Raw genomic sequence first — 16,748 nt, forward strand, 5'->3', positions numbered from 1 at the left:
ATGATTTCACTTATTACACAAGAAGCCTTCGGCTTCGGACTTCCAATGGCTGTTATTGCAGCTATCATGTTCATTTTTGTATTTTTTATTGTACTCATTCGCCGATACAAACGCTGTCCTTCCGATCGAATTTTAGTGGTTTATGGTAAAGTAGCTGGAGGCCAGTCGGCCAAATGTATTCATGGGGGTGCAGCCTTTATTTTTCCAGTAATTCAAGACTACGAATTTCTCGATTTAACACCCATTTCTATTGAAGTAAATTTGGTTAACGCCCTTTCTAAACAAAACATTCGTGTTAATGTACCATCGCGTTTTACTATTGGGGTTTCTACCGAACCAGGTATTATGCAAAATGCTGCCGAACGTTTATTAGGTTTGTCTATGAACGATGTTCAAGAACTGGCTAAAGAAATTATATTTGGCCAATTGCGCTTGGTGGTAGCATCCATGGATATTGAAGAAATTAATTCAGATAGGGACAAATTCTTAACTAACATTTCGCAAAGTGTCGAGTCTGAGCTAAAAAAAGTAGGTTTAAAACTCATTAACGTAAACATTACCGATATTGTAGACGAATCGGGCTATATCGAAGCCTTAGGTAAAGAAGCTGCTGCCCACGCCATTAACGCTGCCCGTAAATCGGTTGCTGAGAAAAACAGAGATGGTTCTATTGGAGAAGCTAATGCTGTTCAAGATCAAAGAACTCAGGTTGCTGCCGCAAATGCGCAAGCGGTTGAAGGTGAAAATACTGCTAAAATCGCCGTTGCTAATTCCGATTCCTTGCGTCGGCAAAGAGAGGCAGAAGCAGAACGCGTGGCCATTGCTTCTGAAAAAGTACAAAGTGCAAAAGCTTTAGAGGAAGCTTACGCCGCCGAAAAAGAAGCCGAAACGGCTAGAGCTGAACGTGAACGCTCGTCACAAATGGCCGATGTAATTGTTCCTGCAGAAATTGATAAAAAGAAAGTAGAAATTGATGCTGAAGCCGAAGCCGAACGTATTAGAAGGCGTGCTAAAGGGGAAGCCGATGCTATTTTATTTAAGGCACAAGCCGAAGCTCAAGGAATTTACGAAGTACTAACCAAACAAGCTGCAGGTCTTGATGAAATTGTAAAAGCCGCAGGTAACAACTCTAGAGATGCCGTATTATTACTAGTTGCCGACAAACTTCCTGAGTTAGTAAAACTACAGTCTGAAGCCATTAAAAACATTAAAATCGACAAAGTTACTGTTTGGGATAACGGGAATGATAAAGATGGGAAATCATCTACTGCAAACTTCCTTTCAGGCATGTATAAATCGGTGCCACCTTTACAGGAAATGTTTAATATGGCGGGAATGCAATTACCAGAATATTTAAAGGGTAAAGACGTTGAAAATGAAATTGGTTCTGATTTAAAAGATACACCTAACGATAAAGTATAATAATTTTAAATGAATAAAACAACGCTTAAACATTTAAGAAAAGCCTCTCCAATGAAATTACTTTTTGGAGGGCTTCTTTTTATTTTAGGCCTTTATGGTGCCATTTTTAATAATTTTTTTAATTTAATTTTATCTGGGATAGGTGTATTTCTATTACTTAGAGAAGGTTCTGAAATTGATTTAGCCTCCAAAAAATATAGAGAAATTTATTCGGTATTTGGTATCAGCTTTGGTAAGTGGAAAACTTTACCAAACCTTGATTATGTTTCGGTTTTTAAAACCAACGAAAAGAAACGCGTGCAAGGCATGGGCGCATCAGCAAATTTTTCTAACTCTATTTATATTTTAAATTTATTTTATAACAGAAATAAAAAGATTGAAGCCTATAGAACGGAAGATTCTGACGACGCTTTTGAAAACGCTAAATATTTATCTCAAGTATTGCGCATTGATGTTTTATATGCTACTGAACGCGAAACTAAATGGTTATAAATTTCAATACTGAAACGCGCCATATAGGAAAGTTTAGGCCAGTTTAGATGTTATAATCCAATGGTAAGCCATATACAGTTTTTCAACCACAGCTTTAATTTCCTCTTCATTTAAACTTCCAAACCCAAAACGAATGGCGCAGGTGTTTTTATCTTGATATAAAATAGTTTTAGGTATAAATAAATCCTGTTTTTCAGCTTCACGCGTTAACGTAACTAATGAAATTTTTGGCTCAAACTGAACCCATATTGCCAATCCTCCAGACGGGATTTCAAACTGAATGACAGATCCAAAATAATCTTTTAAATACTTACATAATGTATCACGACGCGACTTATAATTAACAATATTTTTTTTAATCAGGCGATGTATTTCTCCTTCATAAATAAGCTCTGCCAGCATTTGCTCCTGAATTAAATCGCCTTGTTTATCTAATAATTGTAGATAATTTTTGGCTTCATGAATTAAATTCTCTGGGGCAACAACAAACCCGGTCTGAAAACTTGGAAACAGCGATTGGCCCAACTTCCCCAGATAAATAACCATCCCATTGGCATCGGAACTCGCCATAGGCAACATAGCTGAACCTTCGTATTGAAAATCGTAATCGTAATCATCTTCAATAATCGCGAATCCATATGTTTTTGCAAGTTGTAACAACTCCAAACGCCGCTCTGCACTTAAAGTTATTGTCGTTGGATAATCCCGCTGCGAGCAAATATATACACATCTAACCATGCCTTTTGCGAAATGTGTTTTTATATAATCAACATCTAAACCATCTTTATCTATCGGAACCGTTTTTATCGTAGCACCCACCTGCTGAAAAATCATGTTAGATTCGTAATTACTCAATTGCCCTACTAGCACCACGTCTTTAGGTTTTATAAGTAATTGCGAAACGATGTAAAGACTCATTTCGGTACTACGTGTATTAATTATACTTGACGGCTTAATACGAAAACCTCTGGTTGCATTTAAATAATTTGTTAATTGCTGTTCAAAAATGGAAGGTATTCCCTCCCCTGTTCTATTCCATTTTGTGATTAAAGACTTTCGTTTCATAGCTGCACTGTACCACCTTGAAAATTGATGCATGGGATGCAATCTCAAATCGGGATTTCCGTCATTTATGGTATAAGTGGCGTTTGTAATTTGTGCAGTAGACGCTAAATGTAAAGACGCTTGAAATGCAAAACCTGTAGTTTTCGAATAGGTATAAGCCGCATCTAATGGTTGTGCCTGAGCGGTTAACTTGACCGTTTTTTGTTCGGGAACCAAAACAAATGTTCCTTTATTCGGTAAAATTTCGACCCAGCCCTGCGAAGCCAACTCGTCGTAAATGGCAACTGCTGTATTCCTATGAATACTAAGAAATGTACTTAATCTGCGGGTTCCAGGCAAAATTGCGCCTTTAACCAAATAGCCTCTTTGAATTAAATTTATTATTTGTTCGGCTACCTGCAAGTATACCGGTTTAGCATCCGATTTATCGAATGTTATCAAATTTTGAAAAAGACTTTCAACCGGACTAGCAACTGATTTCAAACTGGACTATTTTAATAGTCCGCTAAGTTACGAATTTTGCACTGTTTTATAATTTAAACTTAATCATGAAAAACAAATTAACCCTATCTTTATTCGTCATACTTTTTTGCCTATTGGTACAAGCACAAAATGAACCTATTAAGATAGATTCACTACAGGAGATAACAATTACATCTACACGAATAGATTTACCTTTTAAAGAAAACTCAAGAACTATAAACATTATTACTTCAGAAGACATTAAAAATAGTGCCGCTACTAATGTAGCCGACCTTTTACAACAAGTTGCAGGAGTCGATATTAGAAAACGCGGTACAGGAGGAAGCCAGGCCGATTTATACATTCGCGGTGGTAGTTTCGACCAAACCTTGCTTCTTATTGATGGCATAAAAATGGATGACGCCCAAACTGGTCATCACACCATGAATGCCGCTTTACCCATAGAGGTTATTGAACGTATTGAAATTATAAAGGGCCCTGCCGCAAGAGCATTTGGGCAAAACGCCTTTGCCGGAGCGATTAACATTGTAACTAAAAACCAACTAAACAATAGTGTATCGGCAAATCTTGAGGCAGGCTCATTTAACCAATTAAACGGATCGGTAACTGTTGGATCTGACCTAGAAAACTCAACGCATATTGCGCATATGGGTAAATTATCGTCTGATGGATACAGAATAAATTCTGATTACGATAATTCTAATTATTTTCTAAAAAGCATATTTAATAAAAATGCTCAACCCGTTGAAATGATTGCTACTTTCTTCGAAAGAAAATTTGGCGCAGAAAACTTCTATACGAGCAATGCAACATTTCATGAATACGAAGAAACTCAAAACAGTTTAATCGGGGTTTCAACTGCTTTTAAAGCCAAAAATCTGAAAATTAAACCTAGATTATACTGGAAACGTAATCAGGACATGTTCTTACTAAGACGCAACGAACCTAGCTTTTATAGAAACTTACACATTAGTAACAAAGTGGGAGCTGAAGTAAACACCTCATATACATCTAATATCGGAGTTACTGGTTTAGGTGTGGATATTTCACAAATTTATTTAACAAGTAACACTTTAGGAGACCGCGACCGTTTCATGGCTACTGCATTTTTAGAACACCGTTTTAAAATATTTAATGACAACTTGGATATCACCCCAGGTGTTGCGGTAACGTATTTTTCCGATTTTAAATTTCATGCCTTTCCTGGAATCGATTTAGGATATAAAATTTCAGAAAACTTCAGGGCTTACGGTAATTTTGGATACACTTACCGCGTGCCAACCTATACCGATTTGTATTACAGCGACCCAGCTTCTATTGGTAATGAAGACCTTCAACCTGAAGAAGCGCTTTCTGGAGAAGTTGGTGGTAAATTTTTCTCTTCTAGATTTAATGCATCGTTCGCCTTGTTTTATAAAGACGCTGAAAATTTAATCGATTATGTTAAAGCAAATGAAGACGACCCTTTTATGGCTCAAAACATAAGAGATTCAAAAACCAAAGGTTTCGAAGTAAATACCTCTTATCATTTCACCATTAATAACTTAAAGCAAAATTTATCGGTTGGCTACACGTTTATGGAAGACGAAATTCAAGACATCAATCTTAATTTTTCAAGATATTCAATCAACTCACTTAAACACCATTTCACATCTCGTTTAAGCACGCGTATTACAAAAACCATAAACTTCAATGTAATTTATAAATATGCTGAACGCACCCAAGGTTTAAGTTATAATGTATTGGATGCCTCGGCAATTTTCAAGGTTAATCAAATGGAGTTAAGCATAACTGCAAACAATATTTTCGATGCTGATTATATCGAAACAGGCATTGTTCCAATGCCTCCAAGCAATGTTCTTTTTGGATTACGCTACAATTTTAAGTAAAACTCGATGGCAGCGGCTAGACATAACTGGACAAAAGAAGAGATTTTAGAAATCTACAACAAGCCATTGATGGAGCTACTTTATGATGCGGCTACCATACATCGTTTGCATCATGAACCCAACACCGTTCAGGTAAGTACCTTACTTTCTATTAAAACGGGAGGTTGCCCAGAAGATTGTGGATATTGTCCTCAGGCCGCACGTTATCATACCCATATTAAAGGTAACGATTTAATGTCCGTTACGCAGGTAAAAGCTCAAGCTTTACGTGCCAAAGCGTCCGGTAGCTCCCGTGTTTGCATGGGAGCCGCTTGGCGTAATGTTAAAGACGGTAAAGAATTCGATCAGGTATTGGAAATGGTACGCACCATTAACAAACTCGATATGGAAGTCTGCTGTACCCTTGGCATGATCACTGAAAATCAGGCCAAACGATTGGCGGAAGCTGGGTTATATGCCTATAATCATAATTTAGACACCTCTGAAGACTATTATAAAGAAGTGATTTCTACCAGAGGTTTTAATGACCGCCTTGAAACTATTGGTAATGTTCGAAAATCCAATATTACCGTTTGTAGTGGTGGTATTATTGGTATGGGCGAAAAAGTAAATGATCGTGCTGGAATGCTGGTAGCATTATCAACTCTAAACCCTCAACCAGAATCTGTACCAATTAATGCCTTAGTTGCCGTTGAAGGTACACCACTGGAAGACCAACAAACCGTTTCTATTTGGGAAATGGTTCGTATGGTGGCCACCACGCGTATTGTCATGCCAGAAACCCAAGTGCGTTTAAGTGCCGGACGAACTCAAATGACACCAGAGGGCCAGGCCATGTGCTTTTTTGCAGGAGCGAATTCCATTTTTGCTGGCGACAAGCTTTTAACGACTCCTAACCCCGATGTCAATGATGACCTGGAGCTATTTAAATTACTCGGACTAAAGGCGCAAAAGCCCTTTATAAAAAAAATGCAACCACAAACCGTAGAGGCTAAAGATTCTAACTACCAGAGCTTAGGAGAAAAACCCAAATGGAGTCGTCCTGAACATACTATTCCAAGAAACGAAGCTGTAAAATCCAAAAGGAAATCATAATTCACTTTCAAGACCTTGTTAGTACCGTCTATTTTACTAACTAAAGGTTTAAAAACCACTATCCAAAAACCGAATCCTAATGCTCTCAAGTTACAGATTGTAGAATAGAACGGAAACTAACATTCCCTATTTTACAATTAATAACGTTTTGTTAACTTTGCTCACTAAATCTTTTTAACTTGTCGTTAAACTTACAAGACATTCCTCGAGTAAAAACAATTACGAAAGAGGATTTTATAAAACATTATTTTATTCCGCAAAAACCTGTGGTTATAGAACGTTTTATAGACGATTGGCCTGCTTACAGTAAATGGAATTTAGACTATATGAAAGCTATAGCTGGCGATATTACGATTCCGCTATACGATGACAGACCAGTAGATTATAAAGACGGTTTTAACGAGCCTCATGCCCAAATGAAATTGGGTGAATACATCGATTTGTTAAAGCGCGAACCCACCAAATACCGTATTTTTCTTTGGAATGCGATTAAGGAAATTCCTCAATTACAAAAAGATTTTAAGTTTCCCGATTTTGGTTTACGTCTTATGAAAGGGATTCCTATGTTATTTTTTGGAGGAATGAATTCGCATACCTTTATGCATTACGATATTGATTTAGCTAATATTTTTCATTTTCATTTTGAAGGGAAAAAACAAATTATTCTTTTCGACCAGAAACAAAATGAATATTTATATAAAATTCCATACTCATTAATTACTCGAGAAGATATCGATTTTAATAATCCTGATTTTAAAAAATGGCCCATGCTTGAAAAAGCAAAAGGTTTTCACACCGAACTAAATCATGGTGAAGTTTTATATATGCCAGAGGGTTACTGGCATTATATGCGGTACATAACACCAGGATTTTCAATGAGTCTTCGTGCCATTGCTAGAAATCCAAAAAACTTCAGTAAGGCTATTTATAACATTGTTATTATGAGAAATTTCGATAATGTTATGCGTCGTGTTAGAGGTCAAAAATGGATAAACTGGAAAAATAACCAAGCTATAGTTAAAACACATAAAGGTTTGTAAAAAAATACTGTATTTTAAAATCTTAATAATATATTTGTTCCATATAATTATCTATATTCAAATTATGAAAAAATTAATTTTATTAGTTTCTATTTTAAGTATCTCATTGGCTCATTCTCAAGCCTATGTTGGAGTTAACGACAATAAATTTCAAGTGGGTGTGAATTTACAAGATAATGCCACAGGAATTAATTTAACTTACGATTACGGTTTAGGTGATAATATTTCGGTGGGTATTTCTTCTACTTATGCCTTAGGTGTTAACGAAGATATTGATGCGAGTTTTGGTGACCGTTTCGACCTAAAAGGTCGTTTTAATGCTAATCTAGGAAATGTTATTAATGTTGATGAAAATTTCGATTTGTACCCTGGATTAAACTTAAGTCTTAAAAATTTTGGAGGACATTTGGGTGCACGCTACTTTTTTACACCCGGTTTTGGGGTGTACACAGAATTAAATGCGCCACTTGCTAAATATAAAACGGAAGATTTAACACCAGCAGAAGAATTACACAACCAATTTACAATAAGTTTTGGTGCTTCATTTAGCTTGTAAAAGTATGAATAAAGAAAGGTCTAAAAAGTCTTTAAAAGCGACATAATCAATTAATTCACGTGTTCTGAATTTATTTTAGTATTTCAGAATCTCATCCTACTGATTTTCAATCTTAATGAGAACATGAATCATGTGGAGTTTGACAAAACGATTCTTTTTAGACCTCTTTTTTATTTAATAAGCTCATTGGCCTTATCATAAACCAAATAGGATTCCCATCCTCGATAAAGAAAATAATCGGCAAATTTCTTTTTCTTTTTATAAAGATTTGATTCTCTTATACTATCCGCCTTTTTCCGTGTTATAATATCAAATGAAGCGAGATAATCCTCATCGCTTATTTCTTTTAATGCTTCTTGAATAATATGCTTACTAATATCCTTTTTTTTAAGTTCGAAAGCAATTCTGTTTTTTCCCCAATGCTTTATTTTAAATTTCCCACTTACAAACTGCTTTGCAAAACGGGTTTCATTTAAAAAGTTATGCTCAATTAAATGCACAATAATAACATCGATGGCTTCAGGGATCATACCCATTTGAGATAATTTTTCAAATATTTCTTTATGACAACGTTCCTGATAGGCACAATACTGCTCTAACTTACGTTTAGCCTCCTCAAGTGTATATGATTTTTTAGTTTGTTGCATATGGCTAAAATACGTATTCTACCAAAATTATAACCTTAACTAAATACTTGGTTTAGTATTTCAAGTGATTTTGGTTTTCTAAAACTATCGAGGTGCAATTCATAATATTGTAATAACATATTAAGAAATGACTGGCGTTGTCTGGAACTTATTTTTACCGTAGGCAATTCATCGAACGATAAACCTAAAAATAACTTTAATAGTTTTAAATCATCACCTGAAACCGAATGTTTACCATATTCTTTTAAGTCGAACATACCATCTACTAAATTAAAATATGGAAAATCAATGCTCGCTGTATCTGGATAAAATCCTAAGTATTTCGTTAAATTCAGAAGAAATAATAAATGGAAATTCGCAAAATCGGTTTGTTCATCTAACCATAATAGCGCGGTTTCAATATAACTGTATAATGCTTGATTTTGCTCTTCTTCCCGCAATGCTGAAAATAAAACTTCAGACAAAAACATAACTATGGCACTCTTTAAAACATGTGTATGTAAGGCGTGATATACATTAATGGGTTTTGACTCCTTTACAATATGTAACGACCTATTACTTTTATAATTTACGACTAATTGTAATTGCGATAACAATTGAAAATAAGCCACTTTATTACTCGACTTTTTACTTTTTAATACGCCTTTTAGTAAAAAACCGATAACCCCCTGTTGTTGGGTATAACAGGTTACTATTAAATCGTTGTCCTTATATTTTATTTTAGAAAGAACAATGGCATTTGTTGTTAAAAGCATTACCTAACGACCATTATTTTTAAAACTTTGGTTTCGTACGTATCCAAGTCGGACAGCATAACCAAATAGACCCCCGATGCTACAATGTTATTTGCCAGATTTTTTCCATTCCAATAGGCTGTTCCTCCATCGATCTCCAAATTATACCCCCCATACCGTTGATTAGTTCTGGATTGCCCTTCGGCAACTAAATTACCCTCAATATCGGTTATCTTAATATTTACATTTTCCGATATGTCTTTTATTTTCACCTTATCCTCCACAATATTAAAATTAGGTCGAACCGGATTAGGATAAGCATATGCTTTTTCTAAGGTTGTAAATGGACTGGAGCTTCCTGATAAAAAAGAAACCAAACCACGAGATGTTGCTATATAAACCACACCATTTACTTCATCAATAGAGATATCTTGAATAACGTTAGATGGTAATGGCGAATTTTCGGTTGTAAAATGATAAATGGTTTTTTGACCATCTGCTGAAAAATAAAATATTCCAGAATCTGATGTTCCTATCCATTTATTATTAGAACCGTCAACTTTTATATCGGTAATATATTGTTGAAATAATAATTCCTTCGCTATACCACCTTCTTCTATAATAATTTCGTTCACCTGAATATTGTCGTTTTCAAAAATATCGGAGGTATTGTACAACACGCGTAAACCACGATATGTCCCTATCCATAATTGATTTCTCTTATCCATGGCAATCGCTGTAGAGAAAGTAAAAGGCATATTTTGCTCCTCACTATAAATTGCTTTCATTTTTGGGTTTCCTCCATTTTCATTAAATGCTATTACGCCATAGGAATATCCCGCTGTCATCCATTTTACGCCATTGTTATCTACAATAATATCTTTAAATCCATGATTTAAAGCTGGCTCGGGTACAATTTGATCTATACTGTAAGACTTCCATTGATTGCTAGAAGGATTTAGAGACTTGATTTGATGCTCAGAAAATCCATTTGTAACCCATAATACGCCATTAGAATCAAATGCAGAAGCACCTATTCTAATATCGACATAACTTGGATTGTTAGCAAGTACCAATGACTCTAGTGCACTATTAGTTTCATTATATAAAAAGGTAGGGATTTCATCATTTAATTCTAATAACCCATTAAAAAATGAACTTATAAAAACTTGATTCTTATTAAATGGATTAACAGAAATTTTATTTAAACATTTTGCGTCAAATAAATCTGAATATGCTGTGTTTATCCATTCACCATGTTTTAAATGACTGATACCACGGCTATTTAAAGGATAAGGGTTATACCATAAATCATGCTCCCCAAATGTTACCCAAAGTCCGTTAGGCTCAGCTTGTAAGCCAAAAGGTCGGTTTAACAACAGTCCGTTAGGATGTATTTCTTCTATTGTAGAGGTATTAAATAAATCAACTTTTAAAACACCAAAATCTCTGGTTCCTACAAACATATAATTTGTATCCGCTACACCGGAAGTATACTGTGTTGTAAAATTTGAATCGATATCTAATTGCGACACCAAATTAAACATAGTATCGTAAACAAACATATTATTTCGCGTTGTTACTACCAAGTTATTATTAACAGCTTGAACATCCAATGGACTATCGCCAAATTGAATTAACTCTGTAAATAAACCATTTTCAATTTTAAACAAGCGTCTATCACTTCTAACAGCGTATAAATTATCGCCCTGTGTCGTAACTGCAATAAAACTTCCTGTGGTAACGGTTTCCCAATTATTAAAATCAATAAGATTTGTATCTAACAAGGACGCTCGGCGTAATCCTTGATCTCCAGCGCAAGCCGCATAAATATAATTATCGTAAACCGTAGTTTGATTTACCTGAACCTGAGTACCGCCGTTCCCGATAAAAAAAGTATCTCCGAATTCCAGCCGTTCTAAATCGAAAACTGATACCCCGTAACGCGTAGAAATATAGACTAAGTTATTGAAAGCATAAAAGTGATTAATTCGCTTACTTGTTGGAGGAATGGTTACTTTATCTAGTATGTCAACAATAGTTAAAACATCGTTATCATTATCAAAAACAATTTCCATCAAACCGTTTTCGTACCCAACAACCAGGAGTTCATAAGCATCACTGTAATAAATGGTTGAGATGGTTTCGCCCGACAAACCGTTAATGGTAGTTATTTCATGTATGTCATTTGTTTGTTTATCATAAACAAAAACGGCATTATCGGCAGCCGCATAAATTTTAGAATTGCCCTCAACTACTGTTTTAACATTATAAAATGAAAAATACCCCTTCCAGGAAGCCGAATAATCCTGAGCACCAACCAAAATGGAACTAACACATAATATAATTACAGCAATTTTTCTAAACATATATCGTATTTACCTGTCAAATATATTTATTACTAACGAGTTTTAAATGAAAATAATATAATTTGAACAAAGCAATAAATTGAAGCGTGGGAAAATTTTAAGAAATTTTAACTTCGTTTAGTTCGGTTTATTCCGAACCATTCGTATTTTTGCATGAAATTATTTAAAAATGATGACTTGCAAAGAACGAAGTACCTTAATTGAAAAATTAGGCGTTTTCCTAGAAACTAAAGAGCAATTGGCTCCAGTTGCTGCACGTATTATGGCCTATGCTATTCTTAAAGGCAAATCGGGAACAACTTTCGAAGATCTGGTTGTTGATTTAGCCGCCAGTAAAAGCACCATTTCTACACATTTAAATCATCTTCAAGATTTAAAAAAAATAGAATATTTCACTAAACCGGGTGATCGAAAAAAATATTTCGTCATTAAAAAGGACACCATACTTATTGGTATTGATAATATGGTAGAATCTTGGAATCTTGAAAAAGAAATGCATTTAGAAATTAAAGCCTATAAAGAAAAAGTTAACAAATTAGACAACCTAAATGAAGAGGAACAATTCGATTTAGAGTTCCATGACGATTATCTTCAGTATTTAGAGGAAGCCACGCAATCCATTCTAAAATTAAAATCCAGAATCATAGAAAGATCAAATTAGAAAATTCAATAAATAAAATGATAACAAAAATCCATACCAAAATAACGCTTCTCTTAGCATCTGTAATACTTGTTGCCTGTGGTAATGACACCAAGCAATCTGCACCAAATCAACAGCAAGTTTTACCTTTTACCGTATCTACTGTTCCAGTAAAAAATGTCACTTCATTTGTTAAATATCCTGCCACCGTTGAAGGTACAATAAGCAGTGAAGTTCGAGCAAAAGTTTCAGGATACATTCAAAAAGTATTAATCGATGAAGGGCAAAAAGTTAAAAAAGGCCAGGCTTTATTTAAGTTAGAAACCCAAGCTTTGAGTCAGGATGCCGAAGCTGCAAAAGCCAACGTAAATGCCGCTCAAGTTGAAGTTGACAAATTAATTCCTCTAGTAGAAAAAAATATAATTAGCGCAGTTCAGTTAGAAACTGCCAAAGCAAAACTCCTTCAGGCCAAAAGCAATTATAACAGTATTGTTGCTAACATTGGATATGCCACTGTAACCAGTCCTGTAGATGGATATGTTGGTGCTATAGCCTACCGTGAAGGTGCACTAGTAAGTGCTACCAGTACAAAGCCATTAACAACAGTAGCAAGTATTGATAATGTTTATGCATTCTTTTCAATGAATGAAACAGAATACTTAAATTTTCTCCAAAAAACGGATGGCAACACGAGACAAGAGAAAATTGAAAACTTTCCTAAAGTTAATTTGATACTGGCAAACGGACAAACTTATACCGAAGAAGGTACTATCCAAACAGTCACCGGTCAAATAGATGCAACAACTGGAACCGTTAGCTTTAGAGCTCTATTTAATAATGCGAACCTTATTTTGTCAAACGGAAATAGCGGTACCATTGAAATCCCTACAAACTATAGCAATGCCACGGTAGTACCACAATCGGCAACTTACGAACAACAAGGGCAAATCTTTGTTTATAAAGTAAACCCAGACCAAACAGTATCATCTACATTAATAAATATAAAAGATAAAACCAGTACATTTTACATTATTGAATCGGGTATTAAGTCGGGTGATAAAATTGTGGTAAAAGGCATTGGTAAATTAAGAAATAACATGAGCATTATTCCTCAGGAAGTGGCCTTCGATAGTGTTGTTAAACCTTTAAAACCACTATTTCAATAATTAATTTTTAAGCTATGTTAAAAACATTTATCGAAAGACCGGTTTTATCTACCGTAATATCAATAATCATTGTTATTATGGGGATATTAGGTTATATAGCCCTTCCGGTAGAACAGTATCCTGATATTGCTCCACCTACCATTCAGGTAAGAGCCTCCTACCCTGGAGCAAGTGCAGAAACTATTTTAGAGAGTGTTATCATTCCTATTGAAGAACAAATTAATGGTGTAGAGGGTATGACCTATATGACCTCATCGGCCGACAATAATGGTTCTGCTAGTATTACGGTATTTTTTAATCAAAATATAGATCCAGATATCGCAGCAGTAAACGTTCAAAACCGTGTTGCTCGGGCAAATCCTTTGTTACCGCAAGAGGTAAAACAAACTGGTGTACTGACACAAAAACAACAAACTTCGGCATTAATGTTTTTCTCAGTATTTTCTGAAAATGAAGATTACAATGCCACCTATATTCAAAATTATTTAAAAATTAATGTAATACCAGCGCTACAACGTGTTAACGGCGTGGGTGATGTCAATGTATTTTCCAATCAGGATTATGCTATGCGTATCTGGTTAAAACCAGAAAAATTAGCAGCGTATAACTTAATACCTTCCGATGTTACAGCTGCTTTAAGAGAGCAAAGTTTAGAAGCTTCAGCTGGTGCCTTGGGGCAAAATGACGGTCAAGCATTTACGTATAATATCAAATACAGTGGGCGCTATAAATCAGAGGACCAGTATGAAAATATCATTATAAGAGCTTTAGATAATGGCGAATACTTAAGATTAAAAGATGTTGCCACCGTACAAATGGATGCACAAGGTTATGAGTCGTTTGGTTTTACCGAAGGTTTCCCAAGTGTGAATATGGGAATTTATCAAACTGCTGGTTCCAATGCACAAGATATTATTAGGGAAATTAAATCGGAGCTAGAACGCCTTTCAAAAGATTTTCCTGATGGCGTAAAATATGTTATCAACTACGATACCAACGACTTTTTAACGGCATCGATGAACAAAGTAAAACACACTTTAATTGAAGCATTTTTACTGGTATTTTTAGTGGTTTTCATATTTCTTCAAGATTTCCGCTCTACGTTAATTCCAGCGATTGCTGTACCTGTAGCCATTATTGGAACCTTCTTTTTTCTAAATCTTTTTGGATATTCTATTAACCTGTTAACCTTATTTGCATTAGTTCTGGCCATTGGTATTGTGGTAGATGATGCAATTGTAGTTGTTGAAGCTGTACATGCCAAAATAGACCAGGGAGAACACAATCCGAAAAAGGCAACATTGGGAGCTATGCACGAAATTTCGGGAGCTATAATCTCAATTACACTTGTAATGGCCGCCGTATTTATTCCTGTAACTTTTATTCAAGGGCCAACAGGAGTTTTTTATGAACAGTTTGGTGTCACACTAATTGTAGCTATTCTAATTTCGGCAGTTAACGCCTTAACTTTAAGCCCTGCACTTTGTGCTTTATTTTTAAAACCGCATAACGACCAACATAAAAGCAAAAGCATTTTACAACGCTTTTACGACGCATTTAATGCTGCTTTTAATGCCACAACAGAACGCTATGGAAGATCCTTAAAATTCTTATCGCATAACAAATGGATTACCGTAGTCATACTAATTATGGCAGGTGTAGGCATCTGGTGGACTGCCAATACAACGCCTACAGGTTTTGTTCCTTCCGAAGATCGCGGAATTATTTTTATGAACGTAGAATTACCTGCCGGTGCATCCATGGATCGTACCAATGAAGTTACCAACGAACTTTATGAAAAAGCAAGCCAGATCTCAGGTGTAAGAGGTGTTACGGTAATTAACGGAAGAAGTTTAATAAGTGGTGCCGGTACTAATTACGGTTTAGGTTTTGTGAAATTAAATCCTTGGGAAGAGCGCGAAGATGAAGCCGAATCGGCCGATGCTATTATTGCCAAATTATTTGGTATTGCAGCAACCATACCCGATGCTAATATCATCTTCTTTGCACCTCCAAGTATTCCTGGATTTGGATTAGCCGGTGGTTTCGAAGTAAATTTATTAGATAAATCCGGTGGAAGTTTCGACGACCTAGATAAAACAACTCAGGAGTTTATAGGTAATTTAATGAAACATCCTGAAATTAAATACGGGCAATCGTCCTTTAATACGAATTACCCGCAGTATGAGATGGAAATTAATGTGCCTCTTGCCAAAAAGTACGGGGTATCTATAAGCAGTATTTTCTCTACTTTACAAGGTTATATTGGAGGGGTATATGCTGCAGATTTTGCGAGATTTGGTAAACAGTACCGCGTGTATATTCAAGCATTACCAGAAGATCGTTCCAACGAAAATTCACTTAACGAATTATACATTAAAACCGGTAGCGGAGACATGACGCCTATAACACAATTTGTAAACTTAAAGCGCGTGTACGGACCACAATCGGTTACCCGATTCAACCTATACAATTCTTCTAAAATTAGTGGTGCCTCAAATCCAGGTTTTAGTACTGGTGATGCGATTGCCATTGTAAATGAAGAAATTAAAAATTTACCAAGTAATTATGAAGTGGCGTATTCCGGACTATCTCGAGAAGAAGTTAATGCAGGAAACCAAACCGTAATTATATTTTTACTGGTTATCGTGTTTGTATATTTCTTATTATCGGCACAATACGAAAGTTATATTTTACCGCTATCGGTGATATTTTCATTACCACTTGGTGTTTTTGGCGCCTTCTTCTCTACAAAACTAATGGGGCTAGAAAACAACATTTATTTCCAAATTGCACTCGTCATGCTGGTTGGGTTATTAGCCAAGAATGCGATTTTAATCGTAGAATTCGCATTGCAACGCAGACGAAATGGTGAAAGTCTAATTGATGCAGCCATTCATGGTTCAAAAGCGCGCTTAAGACCTATTTTAATGACCTCGTTCGCCTTTATATTAGGTCTAATGCCTTTAGTATTAGCAAAAGGTGTAGGTGCCGAAGGAAATAACTCGATTGGTACGGGAGCTGCCGGAGGTATGTTTATAGGAACTATTTTAGGTGTATTCATAATTCCAGTATTGTTTATTGCATTTCAATGGCTGCAGGAAAAAATATCGGGAAAACCAGAAATTAAAATTGTTGAAGATTAAAATA

At 35.4% G+C, this 16,748-nt stretch carries 13 protein-coding genes; 9 read left to right on the forward strand and 4 right to left on the reverse strand.

What is annotated here, in order from left to right; genetic code table 11:
* Together ICJ83_RS02940 and ICJ83_RS02945 are read left to right on the forward strand one after the other, a co-directional pair.
* The gene (locus ICJ83_RS02940; protein WP_188228855.1) at nucleotides 1-1,422 is read left to right on the forward strand and encodes a flotillin family protein; all 1,422 of its coding nucleotides are present in this window, start codon (nucleotides 1-3) and stop codon (nucleotides 1,420-1,422) included.
* Between the two features lie 9 nt (nucleotides 1,423-1,431).
* Nucleotides 1,432-1,914, forward strand: a complete 483-nt coding sequence (locus tag ICJ83_RS02945) for a hypothetical protein (protein WP_188228856.1) — start codon at nucleotides 1,432-1,434, stop codon at nucleotides 1,912-1,914.
* A gap of 33 nt (nucleotides 1,915-1,947) precedes the next feature.
* Here the strand turns inward: ICJ83_RS02945 and ICJ83_RS02950 are convergent, their stop codons facing one another.
* Nucleotides 1,948-3,462, reverse strand: a complete 1,515-nt coding sequence (locus ICJ83_RS02950; RefSeq protein ID WP_223154574.1) for an aminotransferase-like domain-containing protein — start codon at nucleotides 3,460-3,462, stop codon at nucleotides 1,948-1,950.
* A gap of 65 nt (nucleotides 3,463-3,527) precedes the next feature.
* Here ICJ83_RS02950 and ICJ83_RS02955 point away from each other — a divergent pair, with 65 nt between their 5' ends.
* The 4 genes from ICJ83_RS02955 (at nucleotide 3,528) to ICJ83_RS02970 (ending at nucleotide 8,042) form a co-directional block, all read left to right on the forward strand.
* The gene (locus tag ICJ83_RS02955) at nucleotides 3,528-5,351 is read left to right on the forward strand and encodes a TonB-dependent receptor plug domain-containing protein (RefSeq protein WP_188228857.1); all 1,824 of its coding nucleotides are present in this window, start codon (nucleotides 3,528-3,530) and stop codon (nucleotides 5,349-5,351) included.
* 6 nt (nucleotides 5,352-5,357) lie between these two features.
* Nucleotides 5,358-6,446 carry a biotin synthase BioB gene (gene bioB / locus ICJ83_RS02960; protein ID WP_188228858.1) on the forward strand — a complete coding sequence of 363 codons (1,089 nt, stop codon included), beginning with the start codon at nucleotides 5,358-5,360 and terminating at the stop codon, nucleotides 6,444-6,446.
* A gap of 179 nt (nucleotides 6,447-6,625) precedes the next feature.
* Nucleotides 6,626-7,486, forward strand: a complete 861-nt coding sequence (locus ICJ83_RS02965) for a cupin-like domain-containing protein (protein ID WP_188228859.1) — start codon at nucleotides 6,626-6,628, stop codon at nucleotides 7,484-7,486.
* A gap of 64 nt (nucleotides 7,487-7,550) precedes the next feature.
* Entirely contained in the window at nucleotides 7,551-8,042 is a 492-nt protein-coding gene (locus ICJ83_RS02970) for a DUF6646 family protein (RefSeq protein WP_188228860.1), read from the forward strand.
* Nucleotides 8,043-8,212: 170 nt separating this feature from the next.
* Here the strand turns inward: ICJ83_RS02970 and ICJ83_RS02975 are convergent, their stop codons facing one another.
* Genes ICJ83_RS02975 through porZ form a run of 3 tightly spaced genes read right to left on the reverse strand, consistent with a single transcriptional unit; the run spans nucleotide 8,213 to nucleotide 11,792 of the window.
* Nucleotides 8,213-8,689 carry a regulatory protein RecX gene (locus ICJ83_RS02975; RefSeq protein WP_188228861.1) on the reverse strand — a complete coding sequence of 159 codons (477 nt, stop codon included), beginning with the start codon at nucleotides 8,687-8,689 and terminating at the stop codon, nucleotides 8,213-8,215.
* Nucleotides 8,690-8,724: 35 nt separating this feature from the next.
* A complete protein-coding gene (recO, locus tag ICJ83_RS02980; RefSeq protein ID WP_188228862.1) occupies nucleotides 8,725-9,444 on the reverse strand; it encodes a DNA repair protein RecO in 720 nt (239 codons plus the stop codon).
* Nucleotides 9,444-11,792: a type IX secretion system anionic LPS delivery protein PorZ gene (gene porZ, locus ICJ83_RS02985; protein ID WP_188228863.1), complete on the reverse strand. Its 2,349-nt coding sequence runs from the start codon at nucleotides 11,790-11,792 to the stop codon at nucleotides 9,444-9,446. Before porZ ends, recO begins: the two co-directional genes overlap by 1 nt.
* Before the next feature lie 169 nt (nucleotides 11,793-11,961).
* Between porZ and ICJ83_RS02990 the strand changes: the two genes are divergently transcribed.
* Genes ICJ83_RS02990 through ICJ83_RS03000 form a run of 3 tightly spaced genes read left to right on the forward strand, consistent with a single transcriptional unit; the run spans nucleotide 11,962 to nucleotide 16,744 of the window.
* Nucleotides 11,962-12,453, forward strand: a complete 492-nt coding sequence (locus ICJ83_RS02990; RefSeq protein ID WP_188228864.1) for a GbsR/MarR family transcriptional regulator — start codon at nucleotides 11,962-11,964, stop codon at nucleotides 12,451-12,453.
* A 17-nt stretch (nucleotides 12,454-12,470) separates the two neighbouring features.
* Nucleotides 12,471-13,598, forward strand: a complete 1,128-nt coding sequence (locus tag ICJ83_RS02995) for an efflux RND transporter periplasmic adaptor subunit (protein WP_188228865.1) — start codon at nucleotides 12,471-12,473, stop codon at nucleotides 13,596-13,598.
* A gap of 14 nt (nucleotides 13,599-13,612) precedes the next feature.
* The gene (locus ICJ83_RS03000; RefSeq protein WP_188228866.1) at nucleotides 13,613-16,744 is read left to right on the forward strand and encodes an efflux RND transporter permease subunit; all 3,132 of its coding nucleotides are present in this window, start codon (nucleotides 13,613-13,615) and stop codon (nucleotides 16,742-16,744) included.
* Nucleotides 16,745-16,748: the final 4 nt, after the last annotated feature.

The sequence above is a fragment of the Aestuariibaculum sediminum genome (genome assembly GCF_014596945.1).
Taxonomy (GTDB): domain Bacteria; phylum Bacteroidota; class Bacteroidia; order Flavobacteriales; family Flavobacteriaceae; genus Aestuariibaculum; species Aestuariibaculum sediminum.